This window comes from Halomonas sp. PA16-9 (assembly GCF_009728585.1).
GTDB classification, from domain to species: Bacteria; Pseudomonadota; Gammaproteobacteria; order Pseudomonadales; family Halomonadaceae; genus Vreelandella; species Vreelandella titanicae.
Genome location: NZ_CP040451.1, coordinates 2,032,026 through 2,053,985 on the forward strand (window position 1 = coordinate 2,032,026; position 21,960 = coordinate 2,053,985).

Consider the following 21,960-nt stretch of genomic DNA (forward strand, 5'->3'; position numbering starts at 1 on the left):
GTCTAAAGGAGAAAATCATGGCGGTTGGAAACACTCCCTTTCCAGAGTTGCCACCCCTAAAAGGGGTGCGCCTGGGGGTTGCAATGGCGGGTATCAAAAAGCCGGATCGTCGTGATGTAGTGGTGATTGAACTGCCCGAGACCGTGACGGTGTCTGGGGTCTTTACCCGTAATGCGTTCTGCGCAGCGCCCGTTTTGGTGGCCAAGCAACACCTCGAGCAGTGCCGGGCAGAACACCGTTCGCCACGCTTTTGGCTGATCAACACTGGCAATGCTAACGCAGGTACGGGTGAAGCAGGTTTGCGGGATGCCAGGGCTAGCTGTGCAGAACTGGCTAAACAAGCCGGTGTGTCGTCGCAGGACGTGCTGCCGTTTTCAACCGGCGTAATTGGCGAGCCGCTGCCGATGGAGCGTCTGCTAGCGGGATTGGCACCGGCACTTGAAAGCATGGCCAGCGACAGTGTTGCCTGGGAACACGCAGGCCAAGGTATTTTAACCACCGATACTCGTGCCAAAGGCGCCAGTGTCACGGTTGAAATAGGCAATCAGCAGGTAACGATTAACGGCATCACGAAAGGGTCTGGCATGATCAAGCCCAATATGGCGACCATGCTGGGCTTTGTGGTGACCGATGCAACTATCGAAGCACCGCTGCTGGATCGGCTACTGCGTGAAACCGTCGATCGCTCGTTTAACTGCATCACGGTGGATAGCGATACCTCTACCAATGACGCTTGTATGTTGGCAGCGACCGGCACAGGCCCCCGCATTGCCGATGATGAGCAGATTGCCGTTTTCAGCAACGCCTTGCAGCGGGTAATGACCGAGCTGGCGCAGGCGATTATTCGCGACGCCGAGGGCGCAACCAAATTCGTTACCCTTCAGGTCGACGAAGCGAAAAGTCGTCAAGAGGCGCTCGATGTGGCCTTTACTGTTGCGCACTCACCGCTAGTCAAAACAGCGCTTTACGCTTCAGATGCTAATTGGGGGCGTATTTTGGCCGCGGTAGGACGAGCGCCTGTAAGCGACTTTGATGTCAACCGTGTGGTGATTGATTTAGGCGATGTACGTCTAGTTGAAAATGGCGGGCGTGCTGCAGGCTATACCGAAGCGGCAGGAAGCGCCGTCATGGCCGAGTCAGAAATTACCATTCGCATTAACTTGGGGCGCGGCGAGGAAAGTGCCACGGTATGGACCTCCGACCTCTCCCATGACTATGTGTCTATTAACGCGGATTACCGCAGCTAGTCAGTCTCCCCCTGTGTGGGGCGTTGGTTGGCAGGGGTAGTGGGCACACGCAGCGATATAGCACCGATGCCTTTAGCATTGGTGCACGCAGTGGATAAAGACGTAACGAGTATATGAGTCTATGAGCATAAAGGTAAAACGACGGGTTCACGTCGCGGCGGCAGCGATTATCAGCGCCGATCAACAGCAAGTACTGATCGCTCGTCGGCCATCAAACGTAGATCATGGCGGGCTTTGGGAGTTTCCAGGCGGCAAACTGGCCCCTTATGAAACAGGTCTTGAAGGGTTAAAGCGTGAACTGCACGAAGAGCTAGGCGTTGAGATTGTTTGTGCCCAGCCGTTGATTCGCGTCCACCATGAGTACCCCGACAAGCATATCTTGCTCGATGTATGGCAAGTGCATGAGTTTGCTGGCGAGCCCTTTGGTCGTGAAGGGCAGGCGGTGCGCTGGGTGCCCATGAGCGAGCTCTCCAACTACCCTTCCCGGCGGCTAATTTGCCGATTCTGCGAGCGGTAAGGTTGCCTACCGAGTATTTAATTACCGGGGAAGAGTTGGATGAGGCGCGTTTCGATGCGTTTTTGGAACGCGCGCTGCGTGAAGACAAAATTCGCCTGGTACAACTGCGCGCCAAGCAGTTGGATGAAGCGGCTTATCTGGCTCGTGCCCAGCGTGCCTTGAGCCTGTGTCGTAAGCACGGCGCGCGACTGCTGCTCAATGGTGAGCCGACGCTGCTTGATCACATTGACGCCGATGGCATTCATTTGACCAGCGAGCGTTTGATGCAGCTCGAGCGTCGTCCGATTGCCGAAAGCAAGTGGCTGTCCGCATCAACACACAACCAAACCCAGCTTACCCAGGCGGCGGTGTTAGGCTGCGACTTTGTTAGCTTATCGCCGCTGCGCACCACACCGTCACACCCGGAAGTATTCCCGCTCGGCTGGCATGATTTCCAGCAGTTGGTAGAGCGCGCAGGCATGCCGGTATTCGCACTGGGTGGCATGACGCGCTTTGATGCCAATCATGCCCGTGCCGTGGGCGCTCAAGGAATCGCATCGATCCGCGATTTCTGGAAATAACACGCCAAGCCAGAACGCATAAAAAGAGCGTTATATAATGAAAAACGCCTGCCTCGGTATTTAGCCAAGGCAGGCGTTTTTACGTTTTCATCTTTAAGACTAAGGCCAAGCCTACTAGTCGCGGTAGCGGCGAGTCAGATCCCCATAAGCGTCCACACGACGATCGCGCAGATAGGGCCAGATGCGGCGGGTATTTTCACTGCGCGCCATATCCAGCTGAACGACTAACTGTTCAGTCTCTTCCCCCGCATGGGCCAATAGTTCACCTTGTGGTCCGCAGACGAAGCTGCCGCCCCAAAACTGAATGCCGTCTCCCACCCCAGAATGATCCGCCTCAAAGCCAACCCGGTTGGCGACGAGAACCGGCAAGCCGTTGGCGACACCGTGGGCGCGCTGAATCACTGTCCAGGCATCTTTTTGGCGGCTCTTTTCTTCCCCGTCGTCATTGGGATCCCAGCCGATCGCCGTGGGGTAGAGCAGTAAATCGGCACCGGCTAGCGCCATAAGACGGGCGGCTTCGGGGTACCACTGATCCCAGCAGACCAAGACGCCGAGACGGCCCACGGATGTTTCGATCGGAGTAAAGCCTTCTCCGCGGGTGCTGTCATGATCACCCGGCGTGAAGTAAAACTTCTCATAAAACCCGGGATCATCGGGAATGTGCATCTTACGATACTGACCTACCCGGCCCTTGGCGCGGTCATAGACCACCGCAGTATTGTGGTATAGCCCTGGAGCGCGGCGTTCAAATAGCGACCCAACCAGCACAATATTCAACTCTTTAGCGAGCGCCGCCAGGCGCTGGCCGGTAGGGCCATCCAGCGGTTCCGCTAGATCAAACAGGGCAGGGTCTTCAAATTGGCAGAAGTAGTGGGTGGCGTGCAGTTCTTGTAGCAGTACCAACTGCGCGCCTTGTTTAGCGGCGCTACGGATACCTTCTTCGCTTGCTGACAGGCTTTGGGCTTTGTCCGGCCACGCGGGTTGCTGCACAACAGCGACGGTTAGCGTTGTCGACATGGTGACTCCTTTAGCAAATAGCGGTCGTGGCAAGCGTGCCTTGTGGAAGCTGCATGGTTAAACAGTGCAGGCTGCCATGTTGGCGAATAACGCTTACGCACTCAATCGGAATTAGCGTGTGCTCAGGAAAAGCAACCGCTAGCGCGTTCAGTGCAGTGACATCCGCCGGGTCGCCGTAGGTAGGCACCAGTACGGCCTGATTGATGATCAGGAAATTTGCGTAGGTGGCGGGCAGGCGGTGGCCATCTTCCGGGTCAAAGCAGGCTTGGGGCCAGGGCAGTGGAACAAGCCGGTAGGGTTCACCATTGCGTTGCCGGAAAGACTGCAGTTCTTGCTCCATCGCCGCCAAGGCCGCGTAGTGCGGGTCGTGGGGATCGTCACAACGCACATAGGCGATGGTGGTTGGGTTGCAGAAGCGTGCCAGGGTATCAATATGGCTGTCGGTATCGTCGCCTTCTAAATGGCCGTTGGCCAGCCACAGCACACGGTCAACGCCGAAGTCGTCGCTAAGCTGCGCTTCTACCTCTGCTCGGGATAGCGTGGGGTTACGGTTGGGGTTAAGCAGGCATGCTTCGGTGGTGAGCAGGGTGCCTTCGCCGTCAGTTTCTATACCGCCGCCTTCCAGTACCAGATTCCGCGAGGCCACCGGGCAGGCCCAGGCGCCCGCATCGGCAAGCCACTGGGTGAGCAAGTTATCGCGTTCGGCGGGAAATTTTCCACCCCAGCCGGTGAACGTGTAGTCGAGCAAGACACATTGGCCATCTTCATCGACCACGCTGATCGGGCCATGATCCCGCGCCCAGGTATCGTCGGTGGGTGCGACAATAAGCTGCAGGCGTTCAGCGGGCACAGCGTAGGCGTGAAAAGTATCGGCCAGGCGCTGTTTGGTTAGTTCGTCTGGTACGCAAATAAGCACGCGCTGATAGCGTGCGGTGGCCATCACGATACGTTCGAGGGTGGCTTCGATGCGCGCAAGCAGAGGCGCCCAATCGCCGTCTGGGCGTGGCCAGGTCAGTTGTATCCCATCTTGGGGATACCATTCGGGTAGCAAACGATACGTCATAAAAGCGCAGCCCACTGTCAGCAGTAAATCGGCGCAATGTAGGGTGTGGCGGGGCAAGTTGCAAGCGTAACGTTTTTATTATGAACGCTCACGGCGAAGGCCGCTCTAATGGCCGTTTGAACATGCAGAGAGACTAAAAAAACCGTACCATGAGCGCTTATTGATAAGGAATGACGCCATGCTTGATCGTTTGCCTTTTCTGGTGGGGCTGCGCTACGTGCGCGCTAAACGCCGGAACCACTTTATTTCGTTTATTTCGCTCACCTCGATGTTGGGGCTAATGCTGGGGGTCGCCGTACTTATTTTGGTGCTGTCGGTGATGAACGGCTTCGACCATGAGCTGCGCACACGTATTTTAGGCATGGTGCCCCACGCTAAAATTGAGTCCCGGGAGGGCATGGTTGAATGGCAGGCTCTGGCTGAAGAGCTTATGCAAAGGGAGCGGGTCATTGGTGCGGCGCCCTACGTTGAGCAACAAGGTATGTTCTCCGTGGGCGGGCGTAATCAGGGAGCCATGGTCAATGGCATCAACCCGGAATGGGAAGACCGAGTGTCAATTATTGGTGAGCACATGCGCCAAGGTGAATTGACCGATCTGGTTCCCGGAGAGTGGCATGTGGTGCTGGGCTCAATGCTGGCGCGCAACTTGGGCGTTGGCGTGGGGGATCGAGTAACGCTGCTGGTACCCGAAGCATCAATTACCCCCGCCGGGGTCTTTCCACGCTTAAAACGCTTTACCGTTAGCGGTATTTTTAGCGTCGGTGCCGAACTAGACGCTAATTTGGCCTACGCCAATATTGAAGATATGCAGACCCTTGCGCGCCTGGGTGATGCGGTTGGCGGGCTGCGTCTACAGCTGGATGATCTGTTTGCCGCCAGTAGCGAGACCCAAGCGATTCTCAATGAGCTTGGCCCGGAGTATCGGGGCAGCGACTGGACGTTCTCTCAAGGCAATCTTTTCCAGGCGATACAGATGGAAAAGCGCATGATCGCGCTGCTGTTAACCGTGATTATCGCCGTGGCAGCTTTCAACATCGTCTCTACGCTGGTTATGGTGGTGACCGATAAGCGCGCGGATATCGCCATTCTGCGGACGATCGGTGCTAAACCGAGCTCGATTATGGGGATTTTTATTGTTCAGGGCATGGCCATCGGGCTGATTGGTATCGCTGTTGGGGTGGCCGTGGGTGTGCTGCTGGCGCTGACCATTGCGGATCTGATTGGCTGGGTGGAAGGAACGCTGGGGATTCAGTTCCTGGATGCTGGGGTCTATTTCATTAGCGACCTGCCTTCACGCCTGCAGTGGAATGATGTCAGTCGTATCGTATTGGCCGCCTTTGGTCTGACGTTCCTGTCGACACTTTATCCCGCTTGGCGGGCGGCAAAAGTTCAGCCGGCGGATGTGTTGCGCTATGAATAATGGCTTCAGGAATAAGGATGACACGATGTCGATAAATACAGGGCAAGAAGCTGCCGTCATGCTCGATTGCCAGACGCTGACACGAACCTACAGCGAAGGCCCCCAGGATCTGACGGTACTGGATAAGCTCAATTTGCAGGTGCGCGCCGGGGAACGGGTGGCCATCGTCGGCAGCTCGGGGTCAGGTAAGACAACGCTGTTAAACCTGCTGGGCGGTCTTGACCGCCCTAGTGAAGGCAGCGTCGTTATCGCCGGTGAGCCTCTATCAGGGCTGAATGAAGCGGCGCTTGGCAGCTTTCGTAACCGCTACATCGGGTTTGTGTATCAATTCCACCATCTATTGGCGGAATTCACTGCACTCGAAAATGCGGCGTTACCGCTGATTATTCGCGGTCAGTCGAAAAAGGCGGCCGAGAAGCGTGCCATGCAGATACTCGAGCGGGTAGGCATGCAGCCGCGGGCGGATCATAAGCCGGGTGAGCTTTCCGGCGGGGAGCGCCAGCGCGTGGCGATTGCCCGTGCGTTGGTCACCGATCCTAGTTTGGTGCTGATGGATGAGCCCACGGGCAATCTGGATCAAACCACGGCGGCGACTATTTTGGCACTAATGGATGAACTGGCCAAAGAGAGCGCCTGTGCATTCGTGATTGTGACCCATGACGTTAGCCTGGCGGCCCATCAAGACCGCGTGCTTAAACTGGATGCGGGTAAGTTGGTCGAGCAGGCGCCGGCGCTTTAACCGTCGGGTTCAATCATTAAACCTTATCGTCAAATTCTGCTTCTATCTGCGCACGCCGCTGCCGACGTATCTGGCGGCGGCGTTTCCAGTTATGGGAGACGTGCCAGCGCCAGATCAAGCGAATGCCAATATTGACCACGATGGCTAATATGATCGCTGTTACCAACGAGCCGACGATCAGTGGCGGCATAATGTCGTGCATCTGTTCGGCGATCCAGTGCGTTGAAATACGCGAAGGGGCCTCCCGCACGGGCGCGCCGAGGATAAAGGTGCCAATCCAGTAGTTGCCGTAAAAAATCAGCGGCATCGTTAATGGATTAGTAATCCATACCAAGCCTACCGAGAGGGCTAAATTGCAGCGTGTTAGGCGCGCGCCTAGCGCGGCAACGACCATCTGAAAGGGGATGGGCAGCATCGCGCAAAACACGCCCACGCTAAACGCATTGGCAACGCTTCGGCGAGTTAGAAGCCACAACCCCGGGTCTGCAATCAGCGGTGCAATAAAGCGTAGCGAGCGCTGTTTCCTGATAGTGTCGGGTTTGGGCATGTAGCGCTGCAGGAATCTGCGCGGCATGGCGGATACTCTTGCCTATCGATGTGGCTCATTATCCATATAGAGCCACTCTTCGGCTATGCTAGGCCATTAATGAACATTCGCTGGAGGGCTCTATGCGGTTAGGTGTTGCCATGCCCGCGGCGCTTGCAGCACTTGCAGGAGGTATTTTTGCCTGGTATTTCCACACCGCAGAGGTGACTCCAAATGCGTTTGGCTGGGTGTTGGTAGCCGCGTTGCTGGTAGTGGGGCGGTGCCCGCGATTTGCTATATGGCTGCTGATCGGCGCCTGGGTCTTCACTGGCGTACAAGAAGAGTGGGGGAGTCGCTTACCGACGGGGCTAAGCGGAGAAGATCTTGCTGTTGAGGCAACCGTGTTGACCGCCCAACCGGTGGGTAATGCCACGCGCCTGCTGTTAAGCGTTGATCAGTGTCAAAGCTCTTCGACTAGTCTGATACAACGGCCCAGCTGTTCCGCGCTCACCAAGGTGCGCATTACCGCTTATAGCGATGTTCGCTTTAGGCCCGGCGAGCAGTGGCAAATGACGCTTCGTTTGCGTCCCCCAAGTGGCTTTGCCAATCCTGATGCCTTCAATTATGAGCAGTGGCTGTGGCGTGAGGGAATCCACGCCACCGGCTACTTGCGCCAGGAGCCAGCGCCGGTTCGGCTTTCTTCTGCGGGCCCTTCGTTGCGCCAGCTAGCGCTGGATTTTTTAGCCCGCCAGCCTCTCGACGATCGAACCAAACGTTGGCTGGCAGCGTTGACGTTAGGCGATAGCGAACAGCTTACCCAAGACGACTGGTCGCTGCTGAATGCTACCGGAACCACGCATCTGGTGGTGATTTCAGGCTTGCATGTCGGGCTGGTGGCCTCATTTGTACTGCTGCTAGCCAAATCAGTCGCTCGGTTTGCAACGCCCACCAACTGGCGTATGCGCACCTGGCCGTGGTGGTTGGCAGCGCTAGCTTGTGTCAGTTACGCCACCCTTGCCGGAATGGCGCCACCGGCTATGCGGGCGATGGTGATGACATTGATCGGGCTGTGGGTGCTGAGTGGTCGGCATGCGCCGGGAGCTTGGCAGGGCTGGTGGCTGGCACTCGCGCTGGTACTTATTGTCGATCCGCTAGCGCTATGGCGTCCAGGGATGTGGCTATCGTTTGTGGCAGTGGCGTGGCTGATTATTATTTGGCAGGGGCGGCGGCGCCCTCAAGGGATAAAGGGCTGGTGCTGGGCGCTGGTGAGATCGCAACTGCTGCTAGCCCCGCTAATGGCCGCCGCCGTATTGGTGGCCTTTGGGCGAGTGGCACCCGCTGCTCCATTGATCAATTTAGTCGCCGTACCCTGGGTAAGCTCGGTGATGGTGCCGACCGCACTGCTGGGGTGGCTGCTGTCACCTCTGCCCATGGTGGGAGAGACGGTATGGTGGCTGTTTGAGCAGGCGCTAAGCGTTTTCCACCTGTTGCTGACGCTGGTGGTGCAGCACTGGCCACTATGGGAACCTGATCGGTCGTTAACGTATCCGCTCTCCCTCGCACTGTTGCTACTGTCGTTATGCTGGGGGCTACCTGCCGTGCTGCCAAGCTTACGGCTGGCAGCCTCAGCGCTGATCGTTGCGCTGCCCTGGTGGTCGCTTCCGTCATCGATTCCCCCCAATGCGCTCAGAGTCAGCGTCCATGATGTGGGGCAGGGGCAGTTGATAGAACTGCGCAGCGCGCATTATCGCCTGCTCTACGACACCGGCCCTCGCTTTCGTAGTGGTTTTATGCCTCTGGAGGCGCTTTGGTCACCGGGGCAGTTGTTTGATCAAGTGTTAGTCAGCCACGCTGATAATGACCATGCGGGCGGTATCAGCGCATTGTTAGCCGATCATCGGGTCAAACAGTGGATGGCTCCTGCAGGTGAGGCGCTGCCAATTTCCGGTATTGATTGTCAGCGTGGTCAAACATGGCAGCGTGATGGGGGTGAGTTACCGTATTCTCTGGCCGCCCGCGGGTGATAACGATTTATCTGCCAACGATCGCTCCTGCGTACTTGAGGTGAGCGCTGGTGAGCAGAGACTGCTGATTACGGGGGATGTGAGCACTGAGGTAGAGCGTCGCTTTCTGCGAGAGGTGGAGCCGCCTGTTAGTGTATTGGTGGCAGGGCACCATGGCAGCGGCACCAGCTCGGGTATCCAGTTCGTACGTTCCATCGCTCCTGAGCATGTGATATTTAGCGCCGGGCGGAGTAATGCGTTTCAACATCCGGTAGATTCTGTCGTGCGCCGTTTTCGCCAGCAGGGCAGCTGTCTATGGAACACGGCGCATGACGGCGCACTGCGTTTTTGGCTAAAAGCGGCCCAGCCCATCCAGGTTGAAACAACGCGACCATTGCCAGGGCGACGCAACCAGTGTTGAAGCGCGTCGCCATCAGGTAGAATTCTCCGATTGCACACTATGGCCAGGAGCGCGTGTGACTGATTCAGGTTGGGGTATTTATAAGCGGTTGTTGGGCTATGTGAAGCCGCATTGGCGAGCTTTTGCGCTAGCGATAGTGGGCTTGTGGTTTACGCCGCGTCGAGTACCGCGCTGGCGGAAATGATGAAGCGATTAATTGATGGCATTCAAAACCCAGATGCGGCGTTTCGGTTCTTTCTACCGCTGTTTGTAATTATTATGTTTTCCGCCCGGGGGTTAGGTACTTTTTTAAGCACCTACTTCATGGCCTATGTGGGCCGCTACGTGATTCATACCCTGCGTTGCGACGTGTTTGCCCATCTACTCCATCTGCCGGGCTGGTTTTTGACCATCACTCCAGCGGTCAACTGGTATCACGGGTGACCTACCACGTTGAGCAAGTCGCGGGGGCGGCCACCAAAGCGGTGACGATTATTCTTCGGGAAGGCCTGTTCGTCGTCGGCTTGGTGCTCTATCTACTCTGGACTAACTGGATGCTAACGCTGCTGTTTTTGGGCGTGACGCCGATCATTGCCGTGGTGGTAAGCTACGTCAGCAAGCGCTTTAGACGCATTTCAAAACGCATTCAGCACTCCATGGGCGATGTCACCCATATTGCCTCGGAAGCGCTGTCGGGCTATCGGGTAGTGCGCACCCACGGCGCAGAGCCGTATGAAAAGCAGCGCTTTGAGCGGGTCAGTGAAGAGAATCGCCGCCAAAGTATGAAAGAAGCCATGACCCGTGCGGTCAGTTCCCCTGTGATTCTGATGTTGGTGGCCATCTCCATGGCGCTACTGGTCTGGCTGGCCATGGCACCCTCGCTGATGGAGAACATGACGCCTGGTGAGTTTGTGGCCTTTATTACCGCGGCTGCCCTGATGATCAAGCCGGTACGTCAACTGACCGAGATTAACGGTGAAATTCAGAAAGGCCTGGCGGCCGCGTCAGAGCTTTTCGGATTGCTGGATATGACCCCTGAAGAGGATAGTGGCAAACATATTGCCAGCCGTTTAAACGGCGATGTCGTGATCGATCATGTTAGCTTCCGCTATGCCGACGACCAGCCCGAAGTCCTGCACGATATTAATCTACGCATAGCACCGGGCGAACTGGTGGCGATAGTCGGGCGTTCGGGGAGCGGCAAGTCCACTCTGGTCAGCTTGCTGCCGCGTTTTTACTGCCCCACTCAAGGCAGTATTACTATCGATGGCATTAATGTTGATGAATACGCGCTTGGCCCACTGCGCCAGCAGATTGCTCTGGTGTCGCAGCAGGTGACGCTATTTAACGCCTCGATTGCCGATAATATTGCTTACGGGGTGGCCAATCCTGATCCCCAGGCTGTTCAGGCTGCGGCTGAAGCCGCCTATGCCCATGAGTTTATCGATAAGCTTCCCAATGGTTATGCCACCACCGTGGGTGAAAATGGCGTGATGCTCTCGGGCGGCCAACGCCAGCGGCTGGCGATTGCCCGGGCGATCTTCAAGGACGCGCCGCTACTGGTGCTGGATGAGGCCACTTCTGCGTTGGATACAGAATCCGAGCGCTATATTCAAAAAGCCCTTGAGCGAGTCTGTGAAGGGCGCACCACGCTGGTCATCGCCCACCGCCTCTCTACCATAGAGCGGGCTGACCGGATTGTGGTGATGGATCAGGGGCGCATTATCGAAGAGGGGGCGCATCAGTCGCTGCTTGATGCCGATGGCGCCTACGCGGCGCTGCATCAACTGCAGTTTCAAGAAGCGCATGAGGCTATCGATATGAGCCTATCGTTATGAGCTTTGCCAAGAGAACGCTGGCGGAGCGCTGGCTGCAAGGCGCTTACCAGGGCAGCCGCTGGCTATCGCCGTTGAGGCCTTTAGGGGCGCTTTATCAGTGGGCCATGGCGCGGCGGGAGCGGGAATACTCTAGCGGCCAAAAAGCTACTTGGAAGGCGCCGGTGCCGGTTATCGTGGTAGGCAATATCACCTTGGGGGGGACGGGTAAATCGCCGCTGGTGGCGTGGCTAGCTGGCTGGCTGGTGGCCCAAGGCTGGTCGCCAGGTATCGTTAGCCGCGGCTATGGCGGAAATGCGCCCAGTTACCCGCTGCTGGTCACCGCCGACACGAACGTTGTCGAAAGCGGTGATGAGCCGCTGATGCTGGCACAGCAGACGGGACTGCCAGTGGCCGCAGACCCCAATCGCGTGCGCGGTGTTCAGGCACTGATCGAGAAGGGCTGCGATATTATCTTGAGCGACGACGGTTTACAGCACTTGGCACTGGATCGAGATATTGAGTTGGTGGTTGTGGATGGTGACCGTGGATTGGGCAACGGGCGCTGCCTGCCCGCCGGGCCGCTGCGCGAGTCGCCCAGCCGGTTGCAGCGTGTTGACGCGGTGATCATTAACGGCGACTCACAGCCCTCTTTGTCGCTTACTCCGTCTATTATGCAGGCAGCCACTACTATGCAGCTGGCGCCGCTGCGCTGGCGCCGCCTTGATGACGGCGCACGTTTTCCGCTTGCGCCGCTGCCGTTTACGCTGCCGGTGCACGCGGTGGCAGGTATCGGGCATCCCGAGCGCTTTTTTCGTACACTCTCCGCGTTGGGTGTGAGGGCGAGTGGCACCCGTTGGCCGACCACCAGCACTTTAGTGCGGGCGCGCTAAGCTTTGCAGATACCCGCCCAGTGATTATGACCGCTAAAGACGCCGTTAAGTGTTACGCCCTGGCCCCGCCTAACAGTTGGGTATTAGATGTGGAGGCATCCCTTCCACCCGAATTTGAGCACTGGCTGGCAGCGCGGCTGTCGGCACTTTCCTAAAGGAGATAAGCGCATGGATAAGGAACTGCTGGCAATGCTGGTCTGCCCGTTGTGTAACGGTAAGCTGAAGTATGATCGCGATGCTCAAGAGCTGCGCTGCCACTACGATGGCCTTGCCTATCCGATCAAAGAGGGGATTCCGGTGATGTTGCCGGAAGAGGCTCGCGTGATGGATGCTGATGAAAAGCTGCCTACTTCTCCAGGACGTTCCCAAGAGCGTTTAGGAGACGCTTAATGGCTGTCTTTGATGACATGGTTGATTTCAAGGTGCCTGATTTTACCGTCGTCGTACCTGCTCGCTACGGCTCTACCCGGCTGCCCGGCAAGCCACTGCTTGATATTGCCGGGGAACCGATGGTCGCTCACGTATGGCGCCGTGCTTGCCAAAGCCACGCCAGCCGAGTGGTCGTGGCAACAGACGATAGCCGTATTCGTGATGCCATGCTGCCCTACGGCGCCGAAGTGATCATGACCCGCGACGATCACCCCTCGGGCACCGACCGATTAGCCGAGGTGGCTGGTATATTGGCATTGACGGATGATGCGCTGCTGGTGAATGTGCAGGGCGATGAGCCGCTGATTCCTCCCGCGCTGATCGACCAGGTGGCTCTGCGCCTAGCCGACGATCCCGGAGCGTCGATAGCCACGCTGGCGGAGCCTATCAATGACGTGGACACGCTGTTTAATCCCAACGTGGTCAAGGTGGTGCGAACGCTACAAGGCCGCGCGCTGTATTTCTCACGGGCCCTATCCCCTGGGATCGTGAGCAGTTCAAAGCGCCACCGACCATGCTGGCAACCGATGCCTGGCTGCGCCATATCGGTCTCTATGCGTATCGTGCCGGTTTTCTAGCTGCCTACCGAGACTGGCCAGCCTCAAGCCTCGAACAGCTTGAACAGCTTGAACAGTTGCGTGCGCTGCAGAATGGTCACGCTATTCAAGTGGCATTGGCCTGCGAAGTAAACCCTGCCGGTGTTGATACGGCCGAGGATCTAGCGCGGATTCGGGCGCTGCTGGCCTAGCGCGGGTTCGGGTGTTGCCGGTTTAGCGCAGGGGCGGGCGCTTGCTTGGGCAGCTCAGTTTTTAAGGAGCTATCGTGAAAGTATTATTTGTATGTTTAGGCAATATTTGCCGTTCACCGACCGCCGAAGGTGTTTTTCGTCGTGCTCTTGAGCGAGCAGGGTTGGCCGATGAGGTCGAGATAGACTCCTGCGGCGTCGGCAGTTGGCATGTCGGCAAAGCGCCAGACGCCCGCGCGCAGCAGGCGGCACTACTGCGCGGTATCGATATAAGCGACCTGCATGCCCGCAGCTAAGCGAACACGATTTTACCCAATTCGACTACGTGCTAGGCATGGATCAGGACAATTTACGCGCCATGCGCGAGCTGAAGCCTGCCAATAGCCAGGCGCATGTTGGGCTGTTTTTAGATTTTGCTGGTACCCCCGGTGCTGAAGTCCCAGACCCCTATTTTGGCGGTGATGAGGGATTGAGAAGGCTCTGGATATGATTGAAGCTGCATCAGAAGGGCTGATTCGACACCTTAAGCGAGAGCTGTAATGGGGCTAATGGTGTGGCTGCACAGATGAATATTCTCAGCAATGTGGATTTGTCCGCCGCTAATACACTTAGGCTCCCCTGCCAAGCAGAGCGCTTCGCGTCACCAAAGACATTAACAGCTCTACGCCAAACGTTAGCCGAGGCACGCCATGAAGGCTGGCCCGTCACGCTGCTCGGTGGCGGCAGCAATGTTCTGCTTCCCGAGGCACTACCAGGTTTGGTGGTGCGGCCTGATTTGCAACAGTACTGGCTCAGTCAGCGTCAAGGGCATGTGCTTGCCCATGTAGGGGCGGGAGTTAATTGGCATACGCTGGTGATGGCGACTGCTGCACGCGGCCTGTGGGGCATTGAAAATCTGGCGCTGATCCCTGGCAGTTGTGGTGCTGCGCCAGTGCAGAACATTGGTGCCTACGGTGTTGAACTTGCCGATACGCTGCAAGCGGTGCAGGTAATGGAGCTTGCCACCGGGCGGGTAAATTGGCTAAGCGCGCAAGAGTGCGCCTTTGGTTACCGTGAGAGTATTTTTAAAGGCGAGTTGGCAGGTAGCATGGTGATCACTCAGCTAGTCTTGCGTTTGTCACGCACGCGAGCACCCCGGCTAGGCTATGGCGATCTCGCCGCACGCTTGGCAAGCCCTCCCACACCGCTCGCGGTAGCCGAAGCGGTATGTGGTATTCGACGCGAGAAGCTGCCCGACCCACAGGTGCTGGCCAACGCGGGGAGCTTCTTCAAAAATCCGCTGGTAGCTGATGTGCTGGCAGCGCAGTTGTTGCAGCAGTATCCTGCTATGCCCCATTTCCCCCAGGAAGGAGGGCAAACAAAGCTGGCGGCGGGGTGGTTAATCGACCAGTGTGGCTTGAAAGGGATGCGTGATGGTGCCTTCGGAGTACACCAGCATCAAGCGTTGGTGCTGGTGCACTTTGGCGGCGGTGATCGTCAAGGGCTAATGAAAACAGCTAGCTATATCGCTGACCAGGTCGAGGCACGCTTTGGGGTGCGTTTAGAGCCCGAGCCGCGGTTAATTAATCCCTGTTAGTTAATTTCTATTAGTTAATCTCTAGGCCCTGCCTCTAAGGTGCACATAAAGCAAAAATCCCCGCCGAAGCGGGGATTTTTGTTACTACAATACGCGCGAACGATCTATTCGGAGCGTGTGTCTTGCTGCGCCTGTTTGCGCTTCTCACGCGGGTCATTGTGGGCCCGGGTGCGACGACGGCGCGGTTTAGGTGCTTCTTCCGTTACTGCGGCCTCAGCGGGTGCCTCACTGGCGGCTAACTGAGCGGGCTGGGCGTCTGCTTCAGCTGCAGTGACTTCAGTCGCAGGTGTTTCAGTTGCTGCTAGTTCGTCGCTGCTCTTTTCAGAGCCATTTTCAGGACTAGCTTCAGAACTATTCGTTTCAGCGCTACTCTCTTCAGCGACTTGCTCTTCAGCGTTTGTGTCTTTAACACTCTTAGGTTCATCACCTTTTACTTCGCTGTCTTGCTGCGGCTCGCTGTTGGCAGGCTCTTCAGTTGAGGGGGCTACGGCGACACTCTCCGAAGCGCTCTCAGAGGTACTCTCAGCAACCTCTGGGGTTGCCGCTTCCTGGCGAGTTTGGGTGCTAGCTGGCGCTTCGGGCTGATGCTCGTCGCTGCTTTGATCCGTACCCGCACTATTGAAAGGTGCCGGGGAGGCCGCCTCTTCAATCGTTGCGGCTGGATCAACGGCGTTGGTCGCAGGCGGTTCGACGACTTCAGGCGCTGCCTGTTCGCTAGCACTGGGCTGCTGACTATCGTCGGTTTTCCCACTTTCAGCTGGTTCGGCGTTGGTTTTGGCCGTTGCTGAGGTCACCTCAGATGGCGCTGACGGCTCTTCGCTGGCTGTGGCCTCCGGTTCGCTTGGCTTGGCGGCGGCCTCATCCTGCTCAACGGTGCTGGCAGTTGACGTTTGCTCCGCCGGTGAAGCCGCTTTAGGCTGGCGGCGCTGGTGCGTCGACTTGCGCGCTTTAGCGTTTTCTGCCACGGGGCGGTCGGCGGTCGTCGCGTCGTCCGCTTGCTCGGCGTTGGATTCAGGCGCATCGGTTGCTGCCGTTTCTGGCTGAGCGGTAACGTCCGAGTCCGATCCTAGTGCAATCGTTGTGTCATTTGTCGCTGCTTTAACACCTGTGCCTGTTCTTCTGCCGCAGGGTCTTCGGCCGGCTCTGGTGTTACTGCTGACGCTTCATTCTGAGCCTCGGCCTGCAGTTTTAACTGCTCAGCTTCTGCCTGGGGGTTGATCGCCTGGGTGCGCGTGCGGTTACGCGGGTTGTTACGCGTACGCTTCGGCTTGCCGTCATCCTGCTTGGCCTCTAAGTTCTTGGACTCTGGGCTCTTGGCCGTTGCATCGCGCTGGCTGTCGCGGTTTTGTCACCACCATCACGACGCGACTCTTTCTGCGCTGCACTTTTGCCGCTGGTGCTCTCTTTAGAGCCCTCTTTCGTGGAGCTGTCTTTGCTAGGGCTGTCTTTGGAAGAGCTATCAGCCTGGTTCTCTTTACGAGGCGCTTTGGCTGACTCTTGACCGTTAGCATCGTCCTGCTGGGGGTGGCGACGGCGGTTGCGGGTACGGCTGGGGCCGCTCCGCTTATCGCTATTGTCGTCACTGGCAGGACGCGGTGTGCTGCTGCGCTGCTCGGCTTTTGTTCAGCTTTTGGCTCAGGGCGGGCGCTATTATCGCTGCGCGACTCGTTACGGCTGGCGTTGTCGCCACGCGACGATTTTTGCCGCGACTCGCTGCTGCGCTGATTGGTTTTGCGCTCGCTTGGCTTGCGCGGAGCCGGTGTTTCAACCTTGGGCTCTGGCGTGGCTTCGGTATTGCTTTCGTCGCTACGAGCAGTTTGGCGAAGCCGCGGATAAAGCGCCCAATAACGCTGGGTTGCTCGCTGGTCACCGGTGCTGCTTTGGCTGCTGGAGCTGCAGCGGGCGCCTTCTCTTCCGTTTGCAGCGATGCCGGGGCGGGAGCGTTGTGGGTGACACTCTTGACGGCGGCTTCGGCGCGTTGAGCGGGCGGCACGAAGCTGGGTGTCGGCTCTTTGCCTACTTCGGTGTCGGTGGAGAGCTCAAAGCTCGATAGGCTTTGAGTGTCATCCTCGTCCAGGTGGTCATCACGCAGCCGCTGCACGTCGTAGTGGGGCGTATCCATATCAGGATTGGGCAGCAGTACTACGCGAACATTCTGGCGAGACTCTAGATCTGCCAGCACGCTGCGTTTTTCGTTGAGCAGGTAAGTCGCCACGGGTACCGGTAGAATGGCGCGAATCTGCGCGCTATTCTCTTTCATCGCCTCTTCTTCAATCAGGCGCATGATAGAGAGGGAGAGCGAGCGAACATCGCGAATGGTGCCTGGCCATTACAGCGCGGGCAGACCACGCCGCTGGTTTCCCCCAGTGAGGGACGCAGGCGCTGGCGGGACATTTCCATCAGGCCAAAGCGTGAAATACGCCCAATCTGTACCCGTGCGCGATCCAGCTTGAGGGCATCGCGCATGCGGTTTTCAACTTCACGCTGGTTGCGTGCAGGCCCCATGTCGATAAAGTCAATAACCACCAAACCGCCGATATCACGCAGGCGCAGCTGGCGGGCGATTTCATCGGCGGCTTCAGAGTTGGTCTGTAGGGCGGTCTCTTCGATATCGCTGCCGCGGGTGGCGCGTGCGGAGTTGATATCGATGGAGACTAGCGCTTCGGTGTGATCGATCACAATCGAGCCGCCAGAAGGCAGCTTCACTTCGCGCTGATAGGCGGTTTCGATTTGTGATTCGATCTGGAAGCGCGAGAATAGCGGTACTTCGTCCGCGTAGAGCTTGATCTTCTGCTGGTACGAGGGCATTACCTGGCGAATAAAGCTCAGCGCTTCGGCGTGAATCTCGGGGCTGTCGATCAATACTTCGCCGATGTCCTGGCGTAGGTAGTCGCGCATGGCGCGAATGATGACGTTGGATTCACGGTAGATCAGGAACGGGGCAGGGCGCTTGGCAGCTTCAGTGGTGATCGATTCCCACACCTGAACCAAGTAGTCCAAGTCCCACTGGAGCTCTTCCGGATTGCGACCAATGCCTGCAGTGCGCACGATCAGGCCCATTTTATCCGGCACGGTCAACTGACCCATGGCGTCTTTGAGCTGACTGCGCTCGTCGCCTTCGATACGGCGAGAAATGCCACCTGCACGCGGGTTATTGGGCATCAATACCAAAAAGCGACCAGCCAGGCTGACAAAGGTGGTTAGCGCGGCACCTTTATTGCCACGCTCCTCTTTATCGACCTGGACGATGACCTCTTGACCCTCTTTAAGCACTTCTTTAATGCTCGGACGTCCGGAAACGTCTTTGACAAAGTACTCGCGAGAGATCTCCTTGAGGGGCAAAAAGCCGTGACGGTCGGCGCCGTAGTCAACGAAGGCAGCTTCCAGGGAGGGTTCTACGCGGGTGATTTTACCGCGATAGATATTGGCTTTTTTCTGTTCTCTTGCGCCGGATTCGATATCTAAATCGTATAGGCGTTGTCCATCAACTAAAGCGACACGCAGCTCTTCGGGCTGGGTCGCATTGATAAGCATCCGTTTCATAGTGTCTCGCATAGCGTTGCGTGCCGGCGAACTGCCTATTGGGTGACGTAGGCGAATCGCTGGGTGCTGCGTGCTTGTGCTCGGCGCATTGCAATGCTGACGCGTCAAGCCGGGAAGGCATCATCGCCAACCCGGCCGATAGGGCGTTGAGTACGTGGCGGAGGCAGGACGTGTTCCGGTGGCTGTCACGTCCATCCGGCCCTGCTGACACCGCCAACACCTGGCATTCATCGATTCACCAACGCCGGCCACCGGCACAGCGTTGAACTTTTCGCCCGGAGTCAGTCATCGCCTTGTGACGAATAAGGCGGAGCTGCTCAGGACGTGGCGTTGTTTAGTTGCTGCCTGCCGTTGAGGGCAAGGCTTATTTTCCTCTGCCGGCATAAAAAACGGGCGGCAGAGTTACTGCATTTTTAAGATCATCTTTTAATACTGGAAAACGGGCAATGCGTACACTGGTGCCGTTTTTGCGTTCAGGCCTGCGTGTTAGTCGGGCAGGCGCATTAACCAAGCTCAGCGGTGATGCTCTCTGCTAACAAATTTAATCAATTAGCTATCGAACAGCTAGTCACTAGCGCTAGACAAGACAGCTTTCTGCGCTTAGCTGGTGAACGATTTCGAATATAACAGTAAAGACTACGACCAGCAATTGACGCAATGCCCTTGGGTCTACGCTAGAATGCCGTTTTTAAGCAGGAGTAAGTAGTAATGTCCGAAGGGCGTGAAGTGCAGTGGGTGGATATCGCCCCGGAGCAAGCAGGGCAGCGAATTGATAATTTTCTCATGACGCGGCTTAAAGGGGCGCCTCGCGCGCTTATTTATCGCATCGTACGTAAAGGCGAGGTGCGCGTTAATAAAAAAACGCGTGAAGGTGGATTACCGTTTGCAAGCGGGGGATTTAGTACGCGTTCCGCCGCTGCGTTTGGCGCCTCGCGAAGCGGTGAAGGAAGTCAGTGATAATTTGCGCGACCTCCTGGTAGGCAGCGTGATTATGGAAGGCCCCGATTGGATGGTGCTTAATAAACCTTCTGGTTTGGCAGTGCATGGCGGCAGCGGGGTTAAAATTGGTTTAATAGAAGCGCTGCGTCAAGTGCGCGATGACCTGAGCTTTCTGGAACTGGTTCACCGCTTGGATCGCGATACGTCGGGCTGTTTGCTGCTGGCCAAGTCACGCGATGCGCTGGTGACGCTGAACGAGTCGTTGAAAAAGCACGGTATGGATAAGCGTTATCTGGCCTTGGTCAGTGGGCGCTGGCCAGCGCGGAAAACCTATGAGAGTGCTCGGTTAGACCGCTTTGATGCCGGTAACGGCGAGCGGAGGGTAAGGGTAGATCCCAACGGAAAAGTGTCGCGCACCCATTTTTCGGTGGTCGAAACCTTCGAAAAAGTAACCCTTATAGAGGCTGAGCCGGTCACGGGCCGTACCCACCAGATTCGCGTACATGCCGCCCACGCAGGCCATGCGTTATTAGGTGACGATAAGTACGCTACCCGTGAAAGTGGTCTGCTCACCAAGCAGTTAGGTCTGGGGCGTTTGTTCCTTCATGCGCGAGCGCTGACCTTTCCTGAGCCCACTAACGGCCGCCCGGTTACCGTCAAAGCGCCGCTGCCAGAAGCCCTGGAAGAAGCGCTCAAGCGCGCCCGTCAATAACTTCTTTCTTCACCGCGTTGCCTTTTACAGGGAGCTGCCATGCAGTACGAGCTAATTATATTTGATTGGGACGGCACCTTGATGGACTCAGTGCCGCGGATTGTGTCGTGTATGCAGGCGGCTGCTTTGGAGGCCGAGTGGGGGGCGCTTTCAGCTGCGGAGGTTGAAGATATTATTGGTCTGGGGCTGCCCGAAGCAATTGCCAAGCTCTGCCCAGGTATATTGCCTGCTCAGGCCGAGCGGCTTCGCGAGCGTTACGCGCACCATTTTGTGCAGGCTGATACCACGCCAATGGCGTTTTTTAGCGGTGTCGAAGCGCATATCGCCCGTTTGCGCGGGCATGAGCAACAGCGTTTAGCAGTGGCAACAGGTAAAAGCCGTCGCGGGCTTGACCGTATTTTTACTGAGACCGGCAGCGGCGCGTGGTTTCATGCCAGCCGTACCGCGGATGAAACCCGCTCCAAACCACACCCGCAGATGCTTTCAGAGTTACTGGCTGAGCTTGCGGTGCCGGTCGAGCGGGCGGTGATGGTCGGCGATACTGAGTATGATATGGAAATGGCTAGGGCGATGGGCATGGATCGGGTGGGGGTAAGCTATGGGGTGCATGCGCCTGAGCGCCTGGCAATGAGCGAACCCAAGTGGATTGCCCATAGCGTAGACGAGCTTTTTGATCGGTTATAAGGACATTTTATGAGTGACGATCCAACCCGCCAAGAGGGTGCGCAAGAGGGTCATGATGGCCCGGTTAATAGTGACCAGACCAACGAGTTCAAGGAGGATCCCTGGACTGAAGGGCCCGAGGTTCCGCCTGGTAAGGGGGCTAAGCAGCCCCTGGGGCGCCAGGTGATGATGCCGAAACCCTGCGCGAACGCCAGCGATTAGCGCAGCTGGAAATGATGGATCACTGGATAGGCGGTGTCTTGACCGAGCAACGGCGTACCCGCCGCTGGAAGCTGTTTTTCCGTCTGATGTTTCTCGCTGTCGTATTGGTTGCGCTGTCTGCCGCGCTTTATAGCCTGTTCTGGGATTCGCCGAGTGTCGCAACGCCCACCCAACGCCACTTGGGCATTGTTGAGGTTAATGGCGTAATCGCCAGCGATTCGCCAGCCAATGCGGAGCGCATCATCCAAGGGTTAAATCGAGCCTGGGATGCCGAAAGCGCTGCTGCTGTGGTGCTGCACATTAATAGTCCCGGTGGTAGCCCCGTTCAGTCTCAGCGTATCTATGCGGAAATCATGCGCCTGCGCGAGCAGGGTGATAAGCCGATTATCGCGGTGATTGAGGATATCGGTGCCAGCGGCGCTTATTACATTGCTGCAGCGGCAGATGAGATTATTGCCTCGCCGGTGAGCTTAGTGGGCTCTATTGGTGTGATTTACGCTGGTTTTGGCTTTGAGGAGGCGATAGAGCGCCTTGGCGTTGAGCGCCGCGTGCTTACGGCAGGAGAGAATAAGGCCTTCTTAGATCCATTCCAGCCGCTGGACGATGATGCAGAGACGTTTTGGCAAGGTGTGCTGAGCCAAACTCACCGCCAGTTTATCGATGACGTCCGCGCGGGTCGCGGCGAACGGCTCAGTGATAGCTCGGATATTTTCTCAGGCCTGATCTGGAGTGGCGAGCAGAGCATCGAGCTAGGGTTGGTCGATCAGTTGGGTAGCCTCGAACAGCTGTCTCGCGATCAAGTAGGTAACATCGACTGGGTGGACTATACGCCGAGTCTTGATCCATTTGAGCGCTTTACTCGGCGTTTTACCGAGGTTGCCGCTGAAGTGCTAGGCATTAAGGCGCCTAACACCCCGCTTCGTTTCTGATCG

11 protein-coding genes and 8 pseudogenes are annotated in these 21,960 nt (G+C 57.2%); 15 read left to right on the forward strand and 4 right to left on the reverse strand.

All coding sequences use genetic code 11. The annotated features are described in order from the left end of the window. Positions 1 to 17 precede the first annotated feature (17 nt). Positions 18 to 1,247, forward strand: a complete 1,230-nt coding sequence (argJ, locus tag FDY98_RS09350; RefSeq protein ID WP_027959100.1) for a bifunctional glutamate N-acetyltransferase/amino-acid acetyltransferase ArgJ — start codon at positions 18 to 20, stop codon at positions 1,245 to 1,247. Between the two features lie 121 nt (positions 1,248 to 1,368). Then, positions 1,369 to 2,324: pseudogene (locus tag FDY98_RS09355) on the forward strand (Nudix family hydrolase). 114 nt (positions 2,325 to 2,438) lie between these two features. Here FDY98_RS09355 and FDY98_RS09360 read toward each other — a convergent pair. Beyond that, positions 2,439 to 3,341 carry a carbon-nitrogen hydrolase gene (locus tag FDY98_RS09360; protein ID WP_022523893.1) on the reverse strand — a complete coding sequence of 301 codons (903 nt, stop codon included), beginning with the start codon at positions 3,339 to 3,341 and terminating at the stop codon, positions 2,439 to 2,441. Positions 3,342 to 3,351: 10 nt separating this feature from the next. Continuing rightward, a complete protein-coding gene (locus FDY98_RS09365) occupies positions 3,352 to 4,404 on the reverse strand; it encodes an agmatine deiminase family protein (RefSeq protein WP_035539174.1) in 1,053 nt (350 codons plus the stop codon). 178 nt (positions 4,405 to 4,582) lie between these two features. Here FDY98_RS09365 and FDY98_RS09370 point away from each other — a divergent pair, with 178 nt between their 5' ends. Both FDY98_RS09370 and FDY98_RS09375 read left to right on the forward strand, forming a co-directional pair. Next, the gene (locus FDY98_RS09370) at positions 4,583 to 5,824 is read left to right on the forward strand and encodes a lipoprotein-releasing ABC transporter permease subunit (protein WP_022523891.1); all 1,242 of its coding nucleotides are present in this window, start codon (positions 4,583 to 4,585) and stop codon (positions 5,822 to 5,824) included. Between the two features lie 25 nt (positions 5,825 to 5,849). Then, complete coding sequence (locus tag FDY98_RS09375; RefSeq protein ID WP_022523890.1) at positions 5,850 to 6,563, forward strand: ABC transporter ATP-binding protein; 714 nt, start codon at positions 5,850 to 5,852, stop codon at positions 6,561 to 6,563. A 16-nt stretch (positions 6,564 to 6,579) separates the two neighbouring features. Here FDY98_RS09375 and FDY98_RS09380 read toward each other — a convergent pair whose 3' ends face one another. Next, the gene (locus FDY98_RS09380) at positions 6,580 to 7,137 is read right to left on the reverse strand and encodes a DUF2062 domain-containing protein (RefSeq protein WP_009286403.1); all 558 of its coding nucleotides are present in this window, start codon (positions 7,135 to 7,137) and stop codon (positions 6,580 to 6,582) included. A gap of 95 nt (positions 7,138 to 7,232) precedes the next feature. Between FDY98_RS09380 and FDY98_RS09385 the strand changes: the two genes are divergently transcribed. The 8 genes and pseudogenes from FDY98_RS09385 (at position 7,233) to murB (ending at position 14,949) form a co-directional block, all read left to right on the forward strand. Then, positions 7,233 to 9,113 (forward strand): DNA internalization-related competence protein ComEC/Rec2, encoded by a 1,881-nt coding sequence (locus FDY98_RS09385; protein WP_340146442.1) that lies wholly within the window; start codon positions 7,233 to 7,235, stop codon positions 9,111 to 9,113. Further along, positions 9,079 to 9,513: a ComEC/Rec2 family competence protein gene (locus FDY98_RS27585; protein WP_340146443.1), complete on the forward strand. Its 435-nt coding sequence runs from the start codon at positions 9,079 to 9,081 to the stop codon at positions 9,511 to 9,513. Before FDY98_RS09385 ends, FDY98_RS27585 begins: the two co-directional genes overlap by 35 nt. A gap of 55 nt (positions 9,514 to 9,568) precedes the next feature. Further along, positions 9,569 to 11,330: pseudogene (gene msbA, locus FDY98_RS09390) on the forward strand (lipid A export permease/ATP-binding protein MsbA). After that, positions 11,327 to 12,354, forward strand: a pseudogene (gene lpxK, locus FDY98_RS09395) (tetraacyldisaccharide 4'-kinase). The pseudogenes msbA and lpxK overlap by 4 nt, the downstream one beginning before the upstream one ends. 13 nt (positions 12,355 to 12,367) lie before the next feature. Further along, positions 12,368 to 12,589 (forward strand): Trm112 family protein, encoded by a 222-nt coding sequence (locus tag FDY98_RS09400; protein ID WP_027959105.1) that lies wholly within the window; start codon positions 12,368 to 12,370, stop codon positions 12,587 to 12,589. Further along, positions 12,589 to 13,376: pseudogene (gene kdsB / locus FDY98_RS09405) on the forward strand (3-deoxy-manno-octulosonate cytidylyltransferase). Before FDY98_RS09400 ends, kdsB begins: the two are co-directional and overlap by 1 nt. 74 nt (positions 13,377 to 13,450) lie before the next feature. After that, positions 13,451 to 13,913: pseudogene (locus FDY98_RS09410) on the forward strand (low molecular weight protein-tyrosine-phosphatase). A gap of 25 nt (positions 13,914 to 13,938) precedes the next feature. Next, entirely contained in the window at positions 13,939 to 14,949 is a 1,011-nt protein-coding gene (gene murB, locus FDY98_RS09415) for a UDP-N-acetylmuramate dehydrogenase (RefSeq protein ID WP_035539177.1), read from the forward strand. A 104-nt stretch (positions 14,950 to 15,053) separates the two neighbouring features. On the opposite strand, the pseudogene rne reads toward murB, so the two are convergent. Further along, a pseudogene (gene rne, locus FDY98_RS29445) lies at positions 15,054 to 18,492 on the reverse strand (ribonuclease E). A 708-nt stretch (positions 18,493 to 19,200) separates the two neighbouring features. Between rne and FDY98_RS09425 the strand changes: the two are divergent. From FDY98_RS09425 to sppA, 3 genes and pseudogenes are all read left to right on the forward strand, one after another. After that, a pseudogene (locus tag FDY98_RS09425) lies at positions 19,201 to 20,143 on the forward strand (RluA family pseudouridine synthase). Positions 20,144 to 20,182: 39 nt separating this feature from the next. Continuing rightward, complete coding sequence (locus FDY98_RS09430) at positions 20,183 to 20,827, forward strand: HAD family hydrolase (RefSeq protein WP_027959108.1); 645 nt, start codon at positions 20,183 to 20,185, stop codon at positions 20,825 to 20,827. A 9-nt stretch (positions 20,828 to 20,836) separates the two neighbouring features. After that, positions 20,837 to 21,957, forward strand: a pseudogene (gene sppA / locus FDY98_RS09435) (signal peptide peptidase SppA). The last annotated feature ends 3 nt before the right edge of the window (positions 21,958 to 21,960 follow it).

What these genes read in the sequence shown, in the direction of transcription:
- argJ (WP_027959100.1), top strand. Translation starts at nt 18, where the DNA reads ATGGCGGTTGGAAACACTCCCTTTCCAGAGTTGCCACCCCTAAAAGGG.
- FDY98_RS09360 (WP_022523893.1), bottom strand. Translation starts at nt 3,341, where the DNA reads ATGTCGACAACGCTAACCGTCGCTGTTGTGCAGCAACCCGCGTGGCCG.
- FDY98_RS09365 (WP_035539174.1), bottom strand. Translation starts at nt 4,404, where the DNA reads ATGACGTATCGTTTGCTACCCGAATGGTATCCCCAAGATGGGATACAA.
- FDY98_RS09370 (WP_022523891.1), top strand. Translation starts at nt 4,583, where the DNA reads ATGCTTGATCGTTTGCCTTTTCTGGTGGGGCTGCGCTACGTGCGCGCT.
- FDY98_RS09375 (WP_022523890.1), top strand. Translation starts at nt 5,850, where the DNA reads ATGTCGATAAATACAGGGCAAGAAGCTGCCGTCATGCTCGATTGCCAG.
- FDY98_RS09380 (WP_009286403.1), bottom strand. Translation starts at nt 7,137, where the DNA reads ATGCCGCGCAGATTCCTGCAGCGCTACATGCCCAAACCCGACACTATC.
- FDY98_RS09385 (WP_340146442.1), top strand. Translation starts at nt 7,233, where the DNA reads ATGCGGTTAGGTGTTGCCATGCCCGCGGCGCTTGCAGCACTTGCAGGA.
- FDY98_RS09400 (WP_027959105.1), top strand. Translation starts at nt 12,368, where the DNA reads ATGGATAAGGAACTGCTGGCAATGCTGGTCTGCCCGTTGTGTAACGGT.
- murB (WP_035539177.1), top strand. Translation starts at nt 13,939, where the DNA reads ATGAATATTCTCAGCAATGTGGATTTGTCCGCCGCTAATACACTTAGG.
- FDY98_RS09430 (WP_027959108.1), top strand. Translation starts at nt 20,183, where the DNA reads ATGCAGTACGAGCTAATTATATTTGATTGGGACGGCACCTTGATGGAC.